The 19,774-nt window shown below is 63.2% G+C and carries 18 protein-coding genes; 16 read left to right on the top strand and 2 right to left on the bottom strand.

Annotated elements, in window-relative coordinates:
- The first annotated feature begins 158 nt into the window (after nucleotides 1-158).
- Genes ACN0X9_RS02680 through ccmI form a run of 5 tightly spaced genes read left to right on the top strand, consistent with a single transcriptional unit; the run spans nucleotide 159 to nucleotide 5,525 of the window.
- Nucleotides 159-1,628: a sodium/proline symporter gene (locus ACN0X9_RS02680; RefSeq protein WP_417486093.1), complete on the top strand. Its 1,470-nt coding sequence runs from the start codon at nucleotides 159-161 to the stop codon at nucleotides 1,626-1,628.
- Nucleotides 1,629-1,688: 60 nt separating this feature from the next.
- The gene (locus ACN0X9_RS02675) at nucleotides 1,689-3,668 is read left to right on the top strand and encodes a heme lyase CcmF/NrfE family subunit (RefSeq protein WP_417486092.1); all 1,980 of its coding nucleotides are present in this window, start codon (nucleotides 1,689-1,691) and stop codon (nucleotides 3,666-3,668) included.
- Complete coding sequence (locus tag ACN0X9_RS02670) at nucleotides 3,665-4,198, top strand: DsbE family thiol:disulfide interchange protein (protein WP_417486091.1); 534 nt, start codon at nucleotides 3,665-3,667, stop codon at nucleotides 4,196-4,198. Before ACN0X9_RS02675 ends, ACN0X9_RS02670 begins: the two co-directional genes overlap by 4 nt.
- A complete protein-coding gene (locus ACN0X9_RS02665) occupies nucleotides 4,195-4,674 on the top strand; it encodes a cytochrome c-type biogenesis protein CcmH (RefSeq protein WP_417486090.1) in 480 nt (159 codons plus the stop codon). Before ACN0X9_RS02670 ends, ACN0X9_RS02665 begins: the two co-directional genes overlap by 4 nt.
- Nucleotides 4,671-5,525: a c-type cytochrome biogenesis protein CcmI gene (gene ccmI, locus ACN0X9_RS02660; protein WP_417486089.1), complete on the top strand. Its 855-nt coding sequence runs from the start codon at nucleotides 4,671-4,673 to the stop codon at nucleotides 5,523-5,525. Before ACN0X9_RS02665 ends, ccmI begins: the two co-directional genes overlap by 4 nt.
- Before the next feature lie 44 nt (nucleotides 5,526-5,569).
- Here ccmI and ACN0X9_RS02655 read toward each other — a convergent pair whose 3' ends face one another.
- Nucleotides 5,570-5,788 carry a hypothetical protein gene (locus ACN0X9_RS02655; protein ID WP_417486088.1) on the bottom strand — a complete coding sequence of 73 codons (219 nt, stop codon included), beginning with the start codon at nucleotides 5,786-5,788 and terminating at the stop codon, nucleotides 5,570-5,572.
- A gap of 224 nt (nucleotides 5,789-6,012) precedes the next feature.
- Here ACN0X9_RS02655 and ACN0X9_RS02650 point away from each other — a divergent pair, with 224 nt between their 5' ends.
- The 11 genes from ACN0X9_RS02650 to ACN0X9_RS02600 all read left to right on the top strand — a co-directional run bounded on the left by ACN0X9_RS02650 (nucleotide 6,013) and on the right by ACN0X9_RS02600 (nucleotide 19,334).
- The gene (locus tag ACN0X9_RS02650; protein ID WP_417486087.1) at nucleotides 6,013-8,055 is read left to right on the top strand and encodes a PAS domain-containing protein; all 2,043 of its coding nucleotides are present in this window, start codon (nucleotides 6,013-6,015) and stop codon (nucleotides 8,053-8,055) included.
- An 83-nt stretch (nucleotides 8,056-8,138) separates the two neighbouring features.
- Nucleotides 8,139-9,047 (top strand): acyl-CoA desaturase, encoded by a 909-nt coding sequence (locus ACN0X9_RS02645; protein ID WP_417486086.1) that lies wholly within the window; start codon nucleotides 8,139-8,141, stop codon nucleotides 9,045-9,047.
- A 194-nt stretch (nucleotides 9,048-9,241) separates the two neighbouring features.
- Complete coding sequence (locus ACN0X9_RS02640; protein ID WP_417486085.1) at nucleotides 9,242-10,408, top strand: acyl-CoA dehydrogenase family protein; 1,167 nt, start codon at nucleotides 9,242-9,244, stop codon at nucleotides 10,406-10,408.
- A gap of 24 nt (nucleotides 10,409-10,432) precedes the next feature.
- Nucleotides 10,433-11,572 (top strand): acyl-CoA dehydrogenase family protein, encoded by a 1,140-nt coding sequence (locus ACN0X9_RS02635; protein ID WP_417486084.1) that lies wholly within the window; start codon nucleotides 10,433-10,435, stop codon nucleotides 11,570-11,572.
- A 29-nt stretch (nucleotides 11,573-11,601) separates the two neighbouring features.
- Complete coding sequence (locus ACN0X9_RS02630) at nucleotides 11,602-12,393, top strand: SDR family oxidoreductase (protein ID WP_417486083.1); 792 nt, start codon at nucleotides 11,602-11,604, stop codon at nucleotides 12,391-12,393.
- Between the two features lie 60 nt (nucleotides 12,394-12,453).
- The gene (locus tag ACN0X9_RS02625) at nucleotides 12,454-13,683 is read left to right on the top strand and encodes an acyl-CoA dehydrogenase family protein (protein WP_417486082.1); all 1,230 of its coding nucleotides are present in this window, start codon (nucleotides 12,454-12,456) and stop codon (nucleotides 13,681-13,683) included.
- 2 nt (nucleotides 13,684-13,685) lie between these two features.
- A complete protein-coding gene (locus ACN0X9_RS02620) occupies nucleotides 13,686-15,398 on the top strand; it encodes a class I adenylate-forming enzyme family protein (protein WP_417486081.1) in 1,713 nt (570 codons plus the stop codon).
- Nucleotides 15,398-15,856: a MaoC family dehydratase gene (locus tag ACN0X9_RS02615; RefSeq protein WP_417486080.1), complete on the top strand. Its 459-nt coding sequence runs from the start codon at nucleotides 15,398-15,400 to the stop codon at nucleotides 15,854-15,856. The genes ACN0X9_RS02620 and ACN0X9_RS02615 overlap by 1 nt, the downstream gene beginning before the upstream one ends.
- A 34-nt stretch (nucleotides 15,857-15,890) precedes the next feature.
- Nucleotides 15,891-16,811 (top strand): SDR family NAD(P)-dependent oxidoreductase, encoded by a 921-nt coding sequence (locus ACN0X9_RS02610; RefSeq protein WP_417486079.1) that lies wholly within the window; start codon nucleotides 15,891-15,893, stop codon nucleotides 16,809-16,811.
- Between the two features lie 25 nt (nucleotides 16,812-16,836).
- Nucleotides 16,837-17,811, top strand: coding sequence for an NADPH:quinone oxidoreductase family protein (locus ACN0X9_RS02605; protein ID WP_417486078.1), 975 nt, complete (start codon nucleotides 16,837-16,839; stop codon nucleotides 17,809-17,811).
- Between the two features lie 152 nt (nucleotides 17,812-17,963).
- The gene (locus ACN0X9_RS02600) at nucleotides 17,964-19,334 is read left to right on the top strand and encodes a M28 family metallopeptidase (protein WP_417486077.1); all 1,371 of its coding nucleotides are present in this window, start codon (nucleotides 17,964-17,966) and stop codon (nucleotides 19,332-19,334) included.
- 55 nt (nucleotides 19,335-19,389) lie between these two features.
- Here the strand turns inward: ACN0X9_RS02600 and ACN0X9_RS02595 are convergent, their stop codons facing one another.
- Nucleotides 19,390-19,704, bottom strand: coding sequence for a hypothetical protein (locus ACN0X9_RS02595; protein ID WP_417486076.1), 315 nt, complete (start codon nucleotides 19,702-19,704; stop codon nucleotides 19,390-19,392).
- Nucleotides 19,705-19,774: the final 70 nt, after the last annotated feature.

Genomic DNA, 19,774 nt, shown 5'->3' with positions numbered 1-19,774 from the left:
GGGCGGTTTCGAGTTTGGCTTTGATGCCGGATTAGCCGGGGCTGGCATCGGGGGCAAGCTGCCGGAGCGGTTCGGCTTGGCGTGATATCGAAAACACGCGTAGAGGTGGGGCTGAGCGTGGCCGCAAGGTCGCGGGGACGTCATTCGGGGAGGGATGGATGTCGCAGGAAAGCCTGATCGTGCTGGCAACACTGATTGCCTACAAGCTTCTGCTTGTCGGCGTGGGCGTGTGGGCCTCGAAACGCAATCAGACCGAGAGCGATTTCTTCATTGCCGGGCAGGGGCTGGGGCCCTGGGTGGCGGGGCTGTCCTACGCCGCCTCGACCTCCTCGGCCTGGGTGCTGCTGGGCTTTTCGGGATTTGTCTATCTCAACGGGTTTTCGGCGCTGTGGATGGTGCCGGGGATCTGGGCCGGCTATGTGGCAATCTGGCTGTGGTTCGGGCGGCGCCTGCGCAGCGAGACTGCCGAACAGGGGCATGTCACGACGGGCGACTTTCTCGCCGGAGGACAGTCGGCGGGCGGCAAGAGACTGATCGGCGCGGTCGCCGCGGCGATGATCCTGTTCTGCTTCATCTTCTATATCGCCGCCCAGTTTGGCGCCGCGGCCCAGGCTTTCGAGACCCAGTTCGCGCTGCCACGGGTCGAATCGGTGCTGGTGGGCGCTGGCGTGGTCCTGGTCTATTCCCTGCTCGGCGGCTTCTGGGCGGTCAGCGTCACCGATATGCTGCAGGGCGCGCTGATGCTGCTGGTCGCCTGTCTGTTGCCGATCGCCGCCCTGATCGCCGCCGGCGGACCGTCCGGCGTTATGGCGACCCTGCAAGCCAATGAAAGCGCCGCCTGGCTGAGCCTGACCGGTGACATGCCGGCAATGGTGTTGATCGGTTTCATCGTGGGGGTCTGGGGTGTCGGACTGGGCGCGCTGGGACAGCCGCAACTCATCACCCGCCTGATGGCCGTCAAGGACGAGGCTGCCCGCAAGCGCGGCTTCCAGATCGCCATCATCTGGGCCATCGCCGTCTTTGCCGGGATGACGGTGTTGGGCCTGTCGGGCCGGGCGCTGGTCGGAGCCGGCTCGAACGGTGAGGCCGTCTTCTATCAGGTCGCCCGGGACTATCTGCCACCGATCGTCGGCGGTCTGGTGATTGCCGCCGTCCTCTCCGCCGTGATGTCGACCGTCGACTCGATCCTGCTGGTCGCGGCCTCGGCGGTCAGCCGGGATCTGGGCGTGGCGCGCCGCTTCAGGGGGCAGGAAGTTACCGTCTCGCGGATCGTCATGGTCGCCATCGCCCTGATCGCCGTGTGGATGACGCTGGCCCTGCCATCAACCATTTTCGCCCGCGTCCTGTTCGCCTGGGCCGCGCTGGGCGCCGCATTCGGCCCGGTCATCGTGATGCGGGTGGTGGGCGTCCAGTCCGGACACTTGGCCGTGCTCGCCGCGATGATCATCGGTTTCGGGCTGACGGTATTCTTCAACGCCATGGGTGCCCTGGACGCCTCAACGCTGAGCGGCCCCGGCGCTGTCGCGGCCCAGTGGGCGCAATTGCCTGGCGATCCGTTCGAGCGGGTGTTTCCGTGGGTTCCGGCGCTGTTGATCCTGTGGTTCGGGCGGGTGAGGGCGGCTGCGTGACCCCCTCCCTGCGACACCTCGCGCCTTGACCTTCGGCGCATCCCGTAACAAGTCGGCGGCATGATTGCTGAACTCGGGCAGTTTGCCCTCATCCTTGCCTTTGTGGTGGCGCTGTTCCAGTCGCTGGCCCTGTTTGCGGGACTGCGCACACGGGACGCGGTGGTGCACGGGTTTGCGCGTGCCGGGGCGATCGCCCAATTCGTGCTGGTTCTGGCTGCCTTTGCCTGTCTGACGGTGCTGTTCGCGACGTCAGACTTCACCGCGCTGGTCGTCGCCGAGAACTCGCATACCGACAAGCCGATGCTGTACAAAATCACCGGCGTGTGGGGCAATCATGAAGGCTCGATGCTTCTGTGGGGGCTGATCCTTACGGGCTATACGGCAGCGCTGGCCTGGTCGGCCAAGCCGGTCGAGGCGCGGCTGATCTCGCTGACCTTTGCCGTGCAATCACTGATCACGGCGGCCTTTACGGCCTTCCTCTTGTTCACCTCCAACCCGTTTGCCCGCCTGTGGCCGGGGCCGGAGAACGGCCAGGATCTCAATCCGCTGTTGCAGGACCCCGGTCTCGCCTCGCACCCGCCCATGCTCTATGCCGGCTATGTCGGCTTCTCGATCACCTTCTCCTTTGCCGTTGCGGCGCTGATTGATGGCCGGGTCGATGCCCGCTGGGCGCGGATCGTGCGGCCCTGGGCGCTGACCGCGTGGACCTTCCTCACCATCGGTATCGCGCTGGGCGCCAGCTGGGCCTATTACGAGCTGGGCTGGGGTGGCTGGTGGGCCTGGGACCCGGTCGAGAACGCCTCCCTGATGCCGTGGCTGGCGGGGACCGCTTTCATCCACTCACTGCGGGTGATGGAAAAGCGCGACACGCTGAAGGCTTGGACCATCCTGTTGGCCCTGATGACCTTCGCCCTGTCGATGGCCGGGACCTTCCTGGTGCGCTCCGGTATCATCACCTCGGTGCATGCCTTTGCCGTCGATCCTGAACGCGGTGTTTTCATCCTCGCCATTCTGGTCGCGCTGATCGGCGGCTCCTTGCTGATCTACGGTCTGCGAGCGGGGCTTCTCAAACCGACCGGCGTATTCTCGGCGATCAGCCGGGAGAGCCTTTTGCTGATCAACAACCTGGTCCTGGCAGCGGCCTGTGCCCTGGTGTTTTTCGGCACATTCTATCCGCTCTTCATCAGCACGGTCAGCAATGAGACGGTGACGGTCGGGGCACCCTTCTACAACAATACCTTCAATCCGATGCTGGGCGCGCTTCTGGTGCTGGTACCGATCTCCGGCCTGCTGGCCTGGAAGCGCGGCAAGCTGATGCCGGTCCTGCGCGATCTTGCACCCGCCGCCATCGCCGCCATTGCCGGCGGCGTGGTCGCGCTGTGGATTGCGGATCGCGGCCTGATCGCCGGCGCGCTGGGTACCGCTCTGGCTGTCTGGATCGCGGTCGGCGTGATGATTGACCTCGCCAAGCGTTTCAAGCTGGGCGAGATCGCATTGCAGGCCTCGTTGGCGCGCATGGCGCGCCTGCCCCTGGGCATATGGGGCATGGCTGTGGCCCATTTCGGCCTGGCCGTTGTGGTCTTTGCCATTACCGGTGTGAGTGCGTGGAAGCAGGAGACCAGCGCTTTCCTGATGCCGGGCCAGCATCTCGATATCCGCCAGCTCACGATCACGCTGGACAGTGTCGAGCAGGTCGAGGGGCGCAATTATGTTGCCGAACGGGGCCATCTGACCGCGCGCCGCGATCAACAGGTGGTCAGCAATCTGACGGCTGAACGTCGCCTCTATCCGGTGCGTGGCATGTCGACGACCGAGTCCGCCATTCATGCCCGAGTGACCGGCGACCTCTATGTGACGATTGGTCAGCCAAGTCCGGAACGGGGCTGGCCGGTGCATGTCTACCTCTATCCCTTTGCCATGTGGCTGTGGATCGGTTCGGCGATCCTGGGGCTGGGCGGTATCCTGTCGATCGCTGACCGGGGGCGTCGGTCGCTGGTTGCCAAGGCTGCGCCCTTTCAAGCGAAGGAGCCTGGCCGATGAACCGGATCCTGCTGTTCGTGCCACTGGCGATCTTTGCCGTCACGCTTGTCTATTTCGGGTTGGGACTGCGGCAGGACCCGTCCGCCATACCCAGTCAGATGATCGACCGGCCACTGCCGGCATTTGATCTTGCCGGACTTGAGGCGGGCGATCCGGGTCTGTCCAACACCGACCTTCTCGGCCAGGTGTCCCTGCTCAATGTATTTGGCTCCTGGTGCCCGCCCTGCGCGATCGAGCATCCGATGCTGATGCAGATCAGCCGCTCGGGACGGGTACCGATCTATGGCGTGGACTGGCGCGACGAGCCGGGCGCCGGAGCGGCCTGGCTGGCCCGTCATGGTAATCCCTACAGCCGTGTCGGTGATGATGCGCAGGGACGCCTTGCGATCGATCTGGGCATCACCGGCGCGCCGGAAACCTTCCTCGTCGATGCCGAGGGCCGCGTCCGCCATCACCATGTCGGGATCATCACCGAAGATGTCTGGCGCAATACCCTTCTGCCGATGATCGAGGAGCTGGAGCGGTCATGATGCGCCTAGCCCCTTTCATTGTTTTCGCCCTTTCCCTCCTTGTGGTCGCTCCCGGACACGCTGTCGCGGCGCCCCAACCGGACGAGCAGATGGAGGATGCCGCCCTGGAAGAGCGCGCCCGCGGTCTTTATCGTGACCTGCGCTGCGTGGTCTGTCAGAGTCAGAGCATCGACGAAAGCAATGCACCGCTCGCGGCCGACATGCGGGCCATAGTCCGCGAGCGCTTGCTGGCCGGCGACAGTGACTCCGAGGTCCGGGGCTGGTTGCAGGCCCGCTATGGGGATTATGTCCTGATGTCGCCGCCGGTTCAGGGCAATACGATCCTGCTCTGGCTGTTCCCGCTGCTGGCCCTCGGCGGTGGCGGTGTGGCGATCGTCATTTTCTTTCGTGGCCAATCGGCCCGGGCCGACGCGCCGCTCGATGCCGATGAGGCGGCGGAGCTGGCCCGGCTGCGCGATGAGGAGGGGCAGGCATGATCTGGATCCTGATCGCCCTGATGGCATGTGTCGTGGCGCTGGCCCTGATCCTGCCGGTCGTGCGGGGTGTCACGGGACCGGTCTCGGACGGTCGCGGCGCGTTCGCCGGCCAGCTGGCCGAGCTGAAGCGCGACCGTGAGCTGGGCTTCATTGATGAGGACGCGGCCCGGCAGGCCGAGCTCGATATCCGTCGCCGGATCAACCAGGCAGGAACAGGTAATGACGACCCGGCCATGATTGGTGGGTCGAGTGCTGCGTCGAGGCCGCTCCGGCATGGCCTGGTCGCCGGGGCCGGGGCCTGTGCGGTTTTGGCGGTGGCTCTCTACATGACGTTGGGCAGCCCCCATCTGGTCGGAATGACGCCGGCGCGCATGCCGGAAGTCCCTGAAGAGTTGCGCGAAATTCTCGCCGAGCTGGACAATCTTCGGGCTGATCTGGCGGTTCGGCCGGACAATCCGCAGGGTTGGGCCGTGTTGGGGCAGGCCAATGTCCGGCTCGGGCGTTATGGCGAGGCTGCGGTCGCGTTTGAAAACGCGATCAACTGGGAGCCGGAATCGGCGTTTCTCTTTGCATCGCTGGGACAGGCTCGTTTGTTCGAGGCGGGCGGCATCGTGACGCCTGCCGCAAGGGAGGCCTTCGCCAGGGCCCTCGACATCGATCCCGGAGATGTGCGGGCGCGCTTCTTCATGGCGGAGGCGCAGTTTCAGGGCGGTGAACGGGCGCAGGCCATCGACGCCTGGCGCTCGATCCTGGCTGGTGCCGACGCGGATGCGGCCTATCGCGGCATGGTGGAGGACCGGCTCGCGGCAGCTGAAGCCGAGACCGGTGAGTCAGACACGCCGGAGCAGTAAGGCCCGGTGGTCAGTGCGACAGATGTGTCGGGACGACGGGTTGATCAGGAGATCGCGTCGGTCGTTTCAGCTTCGATCTGCGGCACAGACGCGTCATTGCGCGCCCAGGCGACAAAGACGTCGAGCTGGCGTTCGGCTTCGACATAGACATGTTCCGGGATGCTGGTCCGCTCGACGACAGCGGTCCGGACGGAGGGTGGGCAGCCAACGGCCAGTGCAGCCACGCCAATGGCACTTCCCAGGAAAATCGCAATCGCTCTCATCAACAGCTCCCCAGCGGTGAATCGAATAGCCAGTATCCTTACCAAACCGTAAGAATGATCGCGGGTCCATCCCGAGAAACGATAAGAATCAATATATTTTGGGGTATATAGCCGAGGGGTACCCGGTCGGGTTGCTTGTCGCTTTCGAGTGTCGGGGCTAATCTGGAAAGACTGGCGAGGTAAGCCAATCGACCTGTTTGGGGCGTCGGTTGGCGTGGTTTTTGATGAAAACAACAACCGAGGACGGATGTGTTGGGCCGGACGCCCGGGCGCAGGAAACCCTGCTTGAACTGGTGAAAATCAGTACGGAGGGTGTCGGCGGACATGATGCTTGTATCCGGGCCCTGCTGCGTGAGGTCACGGGATATTTCAAGCTGCCCCTGTCCATCATTTCACGCATTGATGGTCCGCGCTACGAGGTCGAATTCGTTCTCGACGCAAACCGACAGATCGAGGTCGGGCAGGGTTTTGACTTGGCGGCGACCTATTGTGAACGTGTCCTGACGCTGGAAAAACCGCTCTATGTCCATCACGCCGCTGACAGCCAACTCGTTGATCACCCCTGTTATCGCGAGATGGCGCTGGAGACCTATCTCGGGATCAGGCTGTTCAGGAACGGGGAGGTTTACGGGACGTTGAGCCTGACGGCGCCGGAGCCGCGCGAGCATCCGTTCACCCCCGCCGATATCAGCGTACTGGAGACGGCCGGGGCGCTGGTCAGTCATCATCTGGCGCTGCGACAGGCAGAGCGCCGTTTCTCGCTGGCCCTGAAAGGGGCGGCGGTTGGATTTTGGGAATGGGATGTCCGTACGGACAGTGTTTTCTGGTCCCCGCAATATCGGGAAGTGCTGGGCTTCACCGACCCGGATTTCGAGCCTGTTTTTGACGATTTTTCGAGCCGGGTCCATCCCGACGACCTCGAGCGGGTCATGCTGTCCATCAATGATCACCTGGCGCTTCGCAAACCTTTCGATATCGAGTTCCAGATATGCCATGAGGCGGGGTGGTATCTGTGGGTGCGCGCGCGCGGGCAGGCGCAATGGGATGCCGGTGGCCAGGCCATGAGGATGGCGGGGTCGATCGATGACATCACCGCGCGGAAGACCGCCGAGAACCGCGCCCAGGACCGTTTGCGGATGCTGGAGCTGGCGGGGCAAGCGGCCTCGATCGGCTATGTCGAGATTGATCTGTCATCCGGGACCGGGATGGCCAGCGACGAGGTCTACGAGATACTCGGGCTGGAGCGGAATACGTTCGACCTGTCCCTCGACCATCTGCTTGCCCTGACCCACCCGGACGATACCCGGCTGGCGCGCGAATTCGTGGAAGCCTCGCTGGAAAGCGGGGAATTGGGTGCAGAGACAATCCGTTTCCGGCGCGGACATGACGGGTTGGAGCGCTTTGTTCACGTCTGGATCCAGGCGCTCGACGGGCCCGGGCGCCCGGCGCCGCGGATTTTTTCGGTGATCCAGGATGTGACCGACCAGAGAGCCGATGAGCAGAGGCTGCGCCAGCAGACGCAGGAACTGCGCCGCACAAATGTCGAGCTGGAGCGTTTCGCGACCGTCGCATCGCACGATCTGCAGGAACCGCTGCGCAAGGTCACCACATTTGGCGACCTGATGGTCCGCGACTATGGCGACAAGCTCGATGACCGGGGCGTCAGGATGCTCGAGACGATGGCTGGTGCGGCGCACCGGATGCGCCAGCTGATCCGTGACCTGCTGCAATACTCACGATCCTCACACGTGGCGCTGGACGTTCAGCCGGTGTCACTGGACGATCTGATGGACGGTGTCATGTCTGACCTCGACATGTCGATTCGTGATTGCGATGCCAAGGTCGACTATCCGCGTGGACTGGCGTTGGCCGGTGATCCTGTTCTGTTGAGGCAATTGTTCCAGAACCTGATCGGCAATGCCGTGAAATACCGTGACCCGGAGCGCCCGCCGCGGATCGGGGTGACGGTTCAGGACGATGAGGAAACCTGCCAGATCACGGTGACCGATAATGGCATCGGTTTCGACGCCGATCATGCCGAACGGATTTTCGAGGTCTTCCGCCGTTTGCACGCCCGCGATTCCTATCCCGGCACAGGGGTGGGGCTCGCCTTGTGCCAGCGCATTGTCGAGCGCCATGGCGGTATGATTCGGGCCGAGGGCCGGCCTGGCAAAGGGGCAAGCTTTACCGTGACATTACCGAAAGCGCCCATAGACCGTTATTCGCTTATGACTGGCATGGCCGAGGCGACACAGCCCATACATTGAGAGTTTGACGCAGGGTGCGCGACAGCTGAAACTCCCGATCAGCTCCGTACCGGTTCTTTTGTTTCTTGCAGAGAGTACCCTTCATGACCCTTGAATCCCGCATTCTGGCGCGCTCCGAAGCGATCCTGAGATCCTGGCGCACGCTCAACTGGGCGAGTGCGTTTTCGGCAATCATCTACCCGGCCCTGGGTGTGGCCTTGCTGACGACCATGATCATCCTCGGCCTTGCCCTTGGCGGCCTGACCCTGCGCTGGTGGTATGCGCCGCTGTGTTTCGGCGTCACCGCGCTGACGATTTTCCTGTGCAATATGGGGATCGGCCCGCTGCACCGGATCTGGCAGCACCGCGCCGGCGAGATCAAATGGCCCGGCCAGGTCATCATCATGATCAATTGCATCCTCGCCATGCAGGGCACGCTGAAAGATTGGGTGAACTACCACTCCCAGCATCACCGCTTTGCCGACAAGCCCGGTGATCCGCACAATCCGTTCGAATCGAAAGTCTGGGCCTGGGTCGGCTGGATCCTGTGGCGCGACGAGAAAGACCTCGCCCGCCCGATGCCGATGTGGCTGAAGGAAAACCCGGTGGTCCATTTCGCTGACCGCTTCCACATCACGCTGTCGCTGGTCATGCATTTTGCCATTCCGGCCGTGATCTATCTGATCGTGGCGCTGAGCGGTGGTTCGCTGATCCTGACCGCCCTGATCCACGCCAGTGTGATCATCGGTCGCGGCCTGCAATTCCACGCCACCACGCTGGGTGTGAACGTCTTCGGTCACATGAAAACGCCGAAATGGTTCGACTATCTCCTGGCCCTTCTGACCGGTGGTGAAGCCCTGCACGACCATCACCATGATTTCCCGCGCTCGGCCCTCCATCTGCCCAAGAAGGGCTTCTGGAACCGGGTCGTGGATTACAACGGCACTGCGCTTCTGGTGATGCGCCGCCTGGGTCTCGCCAAGAACCTCGAGATCGCGCCGCAATTTGCGTGATCCGACCGGTAGCACCGCGACTGCAGCCTGACAGAAAGCCCCGGTCCCAAGGCCGGGGCTTTTTCATGCGTTTGCGCATGCGGAACTTTCACTGAAATCGCCGCTACTTCCCCTCGACCTGACATGCGTTCGGCGTTAGCGTCCTCGCAAGTGCATCATACCGAATGCTCGATAATGTCGATAAAGGGGAGATCATGTCCGATCTGGAAAGCTTCCGGGAAGAGACCCGCGTCTGGCTTGAGGCCAATTGTCCCGAAGAAATGCGCCAGCCCATGGGCGGCGAGCAGGATATTGTCTGGGGTGGCCGCAACTGCCAGCTGAGCGAACCGCAAAAACTGTGGCTCGACCGGATGGCGGCCAAGGGCTGGACGGTTCCGGAATGGCCTGTCGAGTACGGAGGTGGCGGTCTGGACAAGGCTCATGCCAAGGTGCTGCGCGAGGAAATGAAGCGCATCAAGGCGCGCCCACCGTTGCAGTCCTTCGGTATCTGGATGCTGGGGCCGGCGCTTCTGAAATACGGCACGCACGAGCAGAAACTGGAACATTTGCCACCGATCACGCGCGGTGAAATCCGCTGGGCCCAGGGGTATTCCGAGCCCAATGCCGGATCCGACCTCGCGGCCGTGATGACCAAGTGCGAGGACAAGGGCGATCATTATCTGATCAACGGCCAGAAGATCTGGACCTCCTACGCCGATCAGGCCGACTGGATTTTTGCGCTCGTCCGCACCGACTTTGCGGCCAAGAAGCATGAAGGTATTTCATTCATCCTGGTCGACATGGGTCAGCCGGGTGTTACCACCAAACCGATCAAGCTGATTTCGGGCAAGTCGCCCTTCTGCGAGACCTTCTTCGATGACGCCAGGGCGGAAAAGCACAATGTCGTCGGCGATCTCAACAAGGGCTGGACGGTCGCCAAATACCTCCTGACCCATGAGCGCGAGATGATCGGCGGTATGGGTTCCGGCGCCATGCGTCCGGCTGGCGATGTGGCTGTGCAGATGATCGGCAAGGATGAGCATGGGCGCCTGGCCGATCCGATGTTGCGGACCGACATCACGCGGCTCGAGATTGATGGCCTGGCTTTCATGGCGACGATGGAACGCGTGGCCGACGAGGCCAAGGCGGGGCAGGGCGTCGGGGCCAATTCCTCGGTCCTGAAATATTTCGGTACCGAGCTGAACAAGCGCCGTCTCGAGTTGATGATGGACAGCGTCGGTCAGGACGGGCTGGAATGGGGTGCCGACAATGATGCCGCTGCGCACTGGTTGCGCACCAAGGGCAACTCGATCGAGGGCGGCACGTCCGAGGTTCAGCTCAACATCATTTCCAAACGCATTCTCGAATTGCCGACGTCCTAGGGCGTACCAGAGGGAGTAATCACCATGGCCATGGTGCTGAATGAAGAAGCCGGCATGCTCAAGGATGCCGCCCGCGGATTTCTCGCGAACAGCGCGCCGATCGCGCAATTGCGCAAGCTGCGCGACACCGACAATGCTGACGGTTTCGACCGCAAGACCTGGGCCGCGATGGCCGAGATGGGCTGGACCAGCGTGCTGGTCCCCGAAGCCCATGGCGGTGTTGAGATGGGCCATGTCGCGGCGGGTGTGATTGCCGAGGAAATGGGCCGCACACTCACCGCCTCGCCCTTCCTGTCGACCGCGATCATGGGGGCGACGGCCCTGTCGCGTTTCGGGTCGGACGGCCAGAAGGGTGAGTGGCTGCCCCGTATCGCGGCCGGCGAAGCCATCACCGCGATTGCCGTCGATGAAGGCCGCAAGCACAACCCGTCAAAGGTCGCGACCAAGGCGGAGCGCTCGGGCAATGGCTTCAAGCTGAGCGGTCGCAAGAGTTTCGTGGCCGAAGGCCATGTCGCCGACATGATGATTGTCTCGGCCCGCACGGCCGGTGGCGAGGCCGAGGCCGAGGGCGTCTCGCTCTTCCTGGTTCCAATCGATGCCGCCGGCGTTTCGGTCGAACGCATCAAGACCGTCGACAGCCGCAATTTCGCGACCGTGACCCTGGACGGGGTCGAGGTCACGGCGGATGCGGCGCTCGGCGAGGTCGATGGCGGTCTGGCCGCCCTCGAAGCCGTGCTTGACGCCGGTCGTGCCGGCCTGTCGGCCGAGATGTCCGGATCGGCCCAGGAGTGTCTCGCCAGCACGGTGGCCTATCTCAAGGAACGCAAGCAGTTCGGCCAGATCATCGGCACTTTCCAGGCCCTCCAGCACCGGGCCGCACACCTCTACTCGGAAGTGGAACTGGGCAAGTCGATCGTCCTCAAGGCGCTGCAGACCCTCGACGCGGCACCGGAGCACGCTGCGATGATGGTCTCTGCCGCCAAGGCCAAGCTGGGTCAGGTCGCCCAGCTGGCCGCCCAGGAAGGCGTGCAGATGCATGGCGGGATGGGCATGACGGATGAGTTCGACATCGGCTTCTTCATGAAGCGGATCCGGGTCACCGAAGCGCTCTATGGTGATGCCAATTACCATGCCGAAAAATTCGCCCGGATGCGTCAGTACTGAGCCGCGATACGGTCGCGGGAGGAGATTTCATGGATTATCAGGGCAAGGTGGTCGCGATCACCGGTGGCGCACGTGGTATCGGCCTGGCCATGGCACAGGCCTTTCACGCCACGGGCGCCAGGATCGCGCTGGCGGATCTTGATGGCGCCGAGGAGGCGGCCAAGGCTTTTGATGGCATCGGCATGAAAGTCGATGTGACCAAGGAGGCCGAGATCGGCGCCTTCCTCGACAAGGTGGAAGCCGAATTGGGTCCGGTCACGGTCTATGTCTCCAATGCCGGTATCCTGCGCTCGGACGAGCCGAGCTGGGATGCGGCAGGCGCCGACGACAAGGCCTGGCACGACAGTTTCGAGGTCAATGTGATGGGCGCCGTGCGCGGCGCCCGGCAGGTCTGGCCGCGCATGAAAGCGCAGGGCGGAGGCATCTTCGTCCTGGTGGCTTCGGCGGCCGGGTTGCTGGCCCAGATCGGGGCCTCATCCTACACCGCGTCAAAACACGCGGCCGTGTCCTTTGCCGAGAGCCTGGCGATCGGGCATGGTGATGAGGGCCTGCAGGTTGTGTGCGTGTGTCCGCAGGCGGTGCGTACCGCGATGCTGGGTGACAGCGAAGACGGCGGGATTGCTGGCGCCGACGGAATCGTCGAGCCGTCGGATGTCGCAGCCGAGACGCTCTCGGCCATCGCCGAGAAGCGTTTCCTGGCTTTGCCGCACGCCTCGGTCGTCGCCTATGAAAAGGCCCGCGCCAATGAGCGCGACCGCTGGATCGGCGGGATGCGCAAATTTCGCCGCATGCTGATGGGCGCTCGCGGGCGTCCGGTCTAGCTGATCGCATAAAAGAATAATCAGAACAGACACTACGGAAGAAAGATAAAGGGGAGAGACATGGATCTGGGAATGTCGGAGCGCGTCAAGCCGCTCATCGAACAGGTTCGCGCCATGGTGCGTGATGTCGTCATGCCGGTCGAAGAAGAATACCATGCGGAGATCGGCAAGGCCGGAGACCGCTTTGCCTTCACCGACCGACAGACCGAAATCCTGGAAAGCCTCAAGGCCGAGGCCCGCAAGCGCGGCCTGTGGAATTTCTGGCTCACCGGCTCCGATCGCGGCTATGGCCTTTCGACGGTCGAATACGCCTATCTGGCCGAAGAAATGGGCTGGTCACAGCTGGCAGCGGAGACGTTCAACTGTTCGGCGCCGGATACCGGCAACATGGAAGTCATCGAGCGCTACGGCAACGCTGCCCAGAAGAAGAAGTATCTCGAGCCGCTGCTCGAAGGAAAAATGCGGTCGGCCTATCTGATGACCGAGCCGGATGTGGCCTCCTCCGACGCTACCAATATCGCCTTTTCCGCTGTCGAGGATGGTGATGAGTGGGTCCTCAATGGCGAGAAATACTGGGCCTCTGGCGCCGGAGATCCGCGCTGCGCCGTTTATGTCCTGATGACAAAGACCGAGAGCGATGACGCCCCGCGTCATGGACGCCACTCGCAATTCCTGATCGACAGCGACCTGCCGGGAATCGAGATCCTGCGCCCGATGACGGTGTTCGGTCATGACGATGCCCCGCACGGCCACATGCATATCCGTTTCACCGATGTGCGCGTGCCCAAGGATTGCCTCATCCTGGGCCGCGGTCGCGGCTTCGAGATTTCGCAGGGCCGGCTTGGACCGGGACGTATCCACCACTGCATGCGTGCCATCGGCCAGGCCGAGCGGGCGCTCGAGCTGATGTGCCGTCGTTCGGTGACGCGGACCGCTTTCGGCAAACCGCTGGCCAAGCTGGGCGCCAATTACGATATCATCGCGGAACGCCGCATGGCGATCGAACAGGCGCGCCTGCTCTGCCTCAAGGCCGCCTGGATGATGGACCAGGGTGACCCGCGCGCCGCCGCGCCGTGGATCTCGCAGATCAAGGTTGTTGCCCCGCGTGTGGCGCTGGAGACGGTCGACGAGGCGATGCAGATGCATGGCGGTACCGGCGTGTCACAGGACACCCCGCTGGCCGCCATGTGGACCGGGCTTCGCACACTGCGCTTCGCCGATGGGCCCGATGCCGTGCACCGCATGGTCATCGGTCGCAAGGAACTCAAGCCCTACGCCAATGAGGTCTGATCATGGCGCAGCGTAAACCCGCCCCACCGCGGGCCGTACTCGAACAAATCGCCCGCCAGGTTGCCGCCGCCGAACCGGTGCTCAACATCGCCGAGACCGAAGTGCTCGGCGTGAAGCAACAGGCCTATGTCAACGCACCGGCTGATCTGCGCTTTCTCCTGCTCAAGGCGATGGAACATGGTGATGCGCCGGCGGTGGTCTTTGAAGACCAGCGCTGGTCGTTCGCCGACCTGGCTGCCCGCTCGGTCGCCGTCGCCAACACCTTGATCAGCCGGCATGGCGTCAAGCCGGGGACGCGCGTGGCCCTGGCCCTGCGCAATTGTCCGGAATGGATGGCCTGTTTCCTCGGTGTTATCGCTGCCGGCGGTGTCATCGTGCCGATCAATGGCTGGTGGACCAGCGAAGAGATGGCCTTCGGTCTGGAAGACAGCGGCGCGAAGATCGTCATCGCCGGCGCCCGCCAGATCGAGCGAATCCGGCCGCATGCCGGCCGGCTCGGTCTGACGCTGATCGCCGGTCGCGGCGAGATTGATGGTGTGGCGGATTCCTTCGACCATATGGTCGCCGAAGGTGCCGGCAAGGCGCCGCCGGAACTGGTGATCGATACCGATAGTGATTTCGCCATCTTCTACACATCCGGCTCCACCGGATCGCCGAAGGGGGCCGTCCTGACCCATCGGGGTGCCGTCACCACTATCCTGTCATTCGCGCTGCTCGGAGCCGCCCTGAAGCTGGCCAATGGCGATGAGGACTTTGTCGACGGTGATCCGGGCGTTCTGGTCTGCCTGCCGCTCTTCCACTGCACCGGTTCGCATGCGGTCTTCATGCTGTCGCTGTTTTCCGGGCGGAAAATGGCGCTGATGCGCAAATGGGATGCCGGCGACGCGGTCGACCTGATCCAGTCGGAAAAACTGACCGACATGGTCGGCGTTCCGACCATGTCGCACGAGCTGACCCTGGAGGCGGAGCGTCGCGGCGTGGTGCTCGAGACGCTTCAGTCGATGGGCACGGGTGGCGCCAAGCGCCCCGAGGCCCATGTCGAGAAGATCAACGAGGTCTTCCCGCAAGCCTGGTCGTCGTCGGGTTACGGCCTGACCGAAACCAATGCGCTGGGCACGTTCAACGGGCTGGGCGAGTACCAGGCCAAGCCGGGCTCGTGCGGCGCGCCGCTGCCGGCTGTCACCTTCATCAAGACGGTTGACGAAAACGGCAATGAGACCCCGACCGGTGAGCCGGGCGAGGTCTGGATCCAGTCTCCGGCGGTGTTCCGCGGTTATCTCAACCAACCCGAGGCCACGTCGGATGTGCTGACCAAGGACCGCTGGTTCAAGACCGGCGATGTCGGGATCATCGACGAGGACGGATTCCTGTTCATCGTTGACCGCATCAAGGACATGGTCCTGCGTGGCGGCGAGAATGTCAGCTGCCTCGAAGTCGAGGGGGCCTTGGCTCACCATCCGGACATCCTGGAAGCCGCCGTCATCGGCATCCCGGATGAGCGTCTGGGCGAACGGGTCGGAGCGGCAATTCTGGCGCGCGAGGGCGTGAGCCTGTCGGACGAGGATATCAAGGCCTTCCTCAAACCCCACCTCGCGCCGTTCAAGATTCCCGATCGGATCTGGCTGATGGATGCCCCCCTGCCGCGCGGCGGGACTAGTAAGATCGACAAGCCAGGCTTGCGCAAAATGCTTTTGACTGAAGGGGAGGCAGGCTGATGACTGCGACCAAACCCGGTGACCTGGCCGCCTTGGTCGGCACCGAGATCGGCGTGTCCGACTGGACCGAGATCACCCAAGACCAGATCAATACATTCGCCGATGTCACCGATGATCACCAGTTCATCCATATCGACCCTGAAAAGGCCGCCAAGACGCCTTTCGGCGGCACCATCGCGCACGGGTTTTTGACCCTGTCGATGCTGTCCTCGCTGGCTGGCGGTACGGCCCTGGTCCTCGACGGGATCGTGATGGGGATCAATTACGGCTTCGAGAAAGTCCGCTTTCTGACCCCGGTCCGCGCCGGCCGCAAAATCCGGGGGCGGTTCACCCTGTCCGAAGCGGTAGAACGCAATCCGGGCCAGTGGATGCTCAAATATGATGTGATCGTGGAGATCGAGGGCGAGGACAAGCCGGCGCTGATGGCGCAATGGCTGACCCTGCAGGTCGTCGGCTGAGCGGTACACAAAACAATCAAGGAATGACAACGAGATGAGTGAAATTCGTTTTGACGGCCGTGTGGCCATTGTCACCGGTTCCGGTCAGGGGCTTGGCCGTACCCACGCTCTGGCCCTGGCCGCACGCGGCGCCAAGCTGGTCATCAATGATCTGGGCGGGTCGCTGGACGGGACGGGCACCGGGTCGGCCGCCGAGGATGTCGCTGCAGAAATCCGCGAGGCTGGCGGCGAGGCGATCTCGCACCGCGCCAATGTGACCAAGGCCGACGAGGTGGCTGACATGGTCGCCCAGGCGATGGACAAGTGGGGCCGGGTCGACATCCTGGTCAACAATGCCGGAATCCTGCGCGACAAGTCCTTTGCCAAGATGGAGCTGGATGATTTCCGGGCCGTGGTCGACGTCCATCTCAATGGTTCGGCTGTCTGCACCAAAGCCGTCTGGGACATCATGCGCGAGCAGGAATATGGCCGTATCGCCATGACCACCTCCTCGTCGGGCATGTATGGCAATTTCGGTCAGTCCAATTACGGCGCCGCCAAGTTCGGCCTCGTCGGCCTGATGAATACGCTCCATCTGGAAGGCGCGAAGTACAATATCCGCGTCAATGCGCTGTCGCCGACGGCGGCGACGCGGATGACCGAAAACCTCCTGCCGCCGGCCGCGCTGGAGTTGATGACGCCGGAATCGGTGTCGACCGGTCTGGTCTTCCTGGTCAGCGATGAATGCCCCAGCCGCACCATCCTGTGTGCCGGTGCCGGTGGCTATGCCGTCACCAAGGTCCATGAGACCGACGGCATCTTCCTGCCGCCCGAGCAGCAGACACCGGAGAACGTCGCCGCGCGCTTCGCCGACATTTGCGACGAGGCCGGCCAAAAAGAGCTGGGCGCTGGCGGCGAGCAGACCATCAAGTTTCTCACCAAGGCGGCGGCGAGTGCCGGCGTCAAGCTGGGCTGACCCCAAAACAGGAGAGGCCAAGGCCATGAAAGCACTTGTCTGCAAGGAATTCGGTCCCGAGGACCAGCTCGTCGTCGAGGATGTCGACGCGCCGGCCATCCAGCCGGGCCATGTCCGCATCGACGTGAAGGCCGGGGGGCTGAATTTCCCCGACCTGCTGTGCGTGCGCGGGCAGTACCAGTTCAAACCGCCGCTTCCCTTCGTGCCGGGCACGGAAGGCGCGGGTGTGATTTCGGAGCTGGGTGAGGGCGTCGAGGGCCTCAATGTCGGAGACAAGGTGTTGTTCAACACGCCGGTCGGTGCCTTTGCCGAACAGGCGGTTGTGCCGGCGCCTGCGGTCACGCCGATCCCGGATTCGATGCCGTTTGATGCGGCGGCCGGCCTGACCATCGTTTATGGCACCTCCTATCACGCGCTCAAGCAGCGCGCCGAGATCAAGCCCGGCGAGACCCTGCTGGTTCTGGGTGCGGCTGGCGGCGTTGGCCTGGCAACGGTCGAGCTTGGCAAGGCGATGGGCGCCAAGGTGATCGCGGCGGCTTCCAGCGACGAGAAGCTGGCGGTGTGCAAGACGCACGGTGCCGACGAGCTGATCAATTACTCGACTGAAGACCTGAAGGCCCGGATCAAGGAGCTGACCGGCGGCAAGGGTGTCGACGTGATCTATGATCCGGTCGGTGGCGACTACGCCGAGACCGCCTTCCGCGGTATCGCGCCAGGTGGACGCCATCTCGTCATCGGCTTTGCCGCTGGCGAGATTCCCAAACTCCCGCTCAACCTGCCGCTCCTCAAAATGGCCAGCGTGGTCGGTGTGTTCTGGGGGGCCTGGGCCGGGTCCGTACCCGGTGGCCACAAGCAGAACATGGACGAGCTGTTCGAGATGTTCGAAGCCGGCAAGATCAAGCCGCACGTGGCCGGGACCTACAAGCTTGAGAACTTTATTGAAGGCTTCAACGCCCTGTCCGGCCGCAAGGCGATTGGCAAGGTGATCCTGACGCCATAGCGGGGTTTCAGGGCAGATTGTTGCATGACGGCGCGCCCTGACGGGTGCGCCGTTCTGCTGTCTGGTCGGACAAAACAGGGGCAGTGCTTGACCCACAGTCCGTCTGGCCCATCATCCTGTCAGAGATTTTACGCATTTCCGGGGAGGGAAGCATGAAGTTCGTGACCGCCGCATCGATGGCCATTCTCTTGGCCACACCGGCACTGGCCCAGCAACACGCGCCGCCGTCTGAAGTGCTTGCTGTGCATGATCATGTCGCTGCCGTATCGGCAGACCGGATCGAGGCTGACATCCGTACCCTGGCCGGGTTCGGGACCCGCCACACCCTGTCGGAGACCGAGAGAGACAGTCGCGGTATCGGCGCCGCCCGGCGCTGGATATTTGAGGAATTCGAACGAATCTCCGCCGAGTGCGGCGGCTGTCTGGAGGTCATGTATGTTTCCGACACGATCTCCGGCACGGCGCGAATACCTGATCCGGTCGAGGTTGTCTCGGTCGTGGCTATCCAGCGCGGCCGGATTGATCCGGACCGGTATGTTGTGATGTCAGGCGATATCGACAGCCGCGTGACCGACCCGCTGGACGGCACCTCCGACAGCCCAGGTGCCAATGACAATGCGTCCGGCATGGCCGGCGTGATCGAAGCGGCCCGCGTACTCAGCCAGCATGAGTTTGACGGGTCCATCATGTATGCTGGCCTGTCGGGCGAAGAGCAGGGCCTGTTTGGTGGCCAGATCGTGGCCGCCCATGCCATCGAGAATGGCTGGCGGATCAAGGGCGTGCTCAACAACGACATGATCGGCAATATCGCCGGTATCAATGGCGTCATCAACAATACCACCGCCCGCGTCTTCTCCGAGGGCACACGCGCGGTCGAGACGCCTGAGGAAGCGCGCAGCCGACGCTTCACCGGTGGTGAGGTCGACAGCCCGTCGCGCAATCTGGCCCGTTTCGTCGACCGGACGGCGGACCAGTACATTCCCAATCTCGATGTGATGATGGTCTACCGGCTCGATCGTTTCGGGCGCGGCGGCCACCACCGCCCGTTCAATGCGGTCGGCTATCCCGGTGTCCGCATCATGGAGACCAACGAGCATTATGACCGCCAGCATCAGGATTTGCGGGTTGAGGATGGCCGTCCCTATGGAGACACCATTGACGGAGTGGACTTTGACCACGCTGCACGTCTGACCGCGCTCAATGTCGCTGTGATGGCGCAGATGGCGGGAGCTCCGCCATTCCCCGCCAATGTCACGATTGAAGGCGCTGTGCGTCCCTCAACGACGTTGAGCTGGAATGCGGCTGAAGGTGACGCAGCCAGCAATCTGGCCGGCTATCGGGTGTATTGGCGCCTGACTGACCAGCCGCAATGGCAGTGGAGCCGCTTTGTTGGCATCACCGACAGCTACACGCTCGAGAATGTGGTGATCGACAACTATTATTTCGGTGTTTCAGCGGTCGCGCTGGACGGTTCGGAAACACCGGTTGTCTTCCCCGGCGCGGCCGGTTCATTCGGCAATTGATGCCGCCAACCAGGCGCCGTGACGGGCAGGCGATTGGCCTGCCCGTCGGTCCCGACTATCCGCGCGGGATGATCGTATAGGTTACGGTCTCGCCGGTGGCGGCGTTCTGGCCGGTCCATGACGTCCCGACTTCCTGGCTGTCGCCGAGCGGCGCGCAGCCGCTTTCGCCGGTGCTGCGCTGGACGCAGAGTTCGGCGCCATCCACCCACCAGGTGCCGGAGATCCCGACATTGGTGGTGTAGGTCCCGTCGGCGTCGAAATAGGTGATATAGCTGCCCGACGGCGAGCTCACTTCAAGCGCGTTGGCGACAAGCGTGTCGACCGGCGAGGCCTGGAGCGCGGCGGCGAGCAGAATGGAACTGATCAGCATATTGGTTTCCCCTGATTGGTGCCTGATGTTGGTTGGGTAGTAGCGGCGGCAAAAGCGCCAATTCGTGCAC

Source organism: Maricaulis sp. (genome assembly GCF_048268525.1).
Lineage (GTDB): Bacteria > Pseudomonadota > Alphaproteobacteria > Caulobacterales > Maricaulaceae > Maricaulis.
This window is presented reverse-complemented; position numbering and strand designations above follow the sequence as displayed.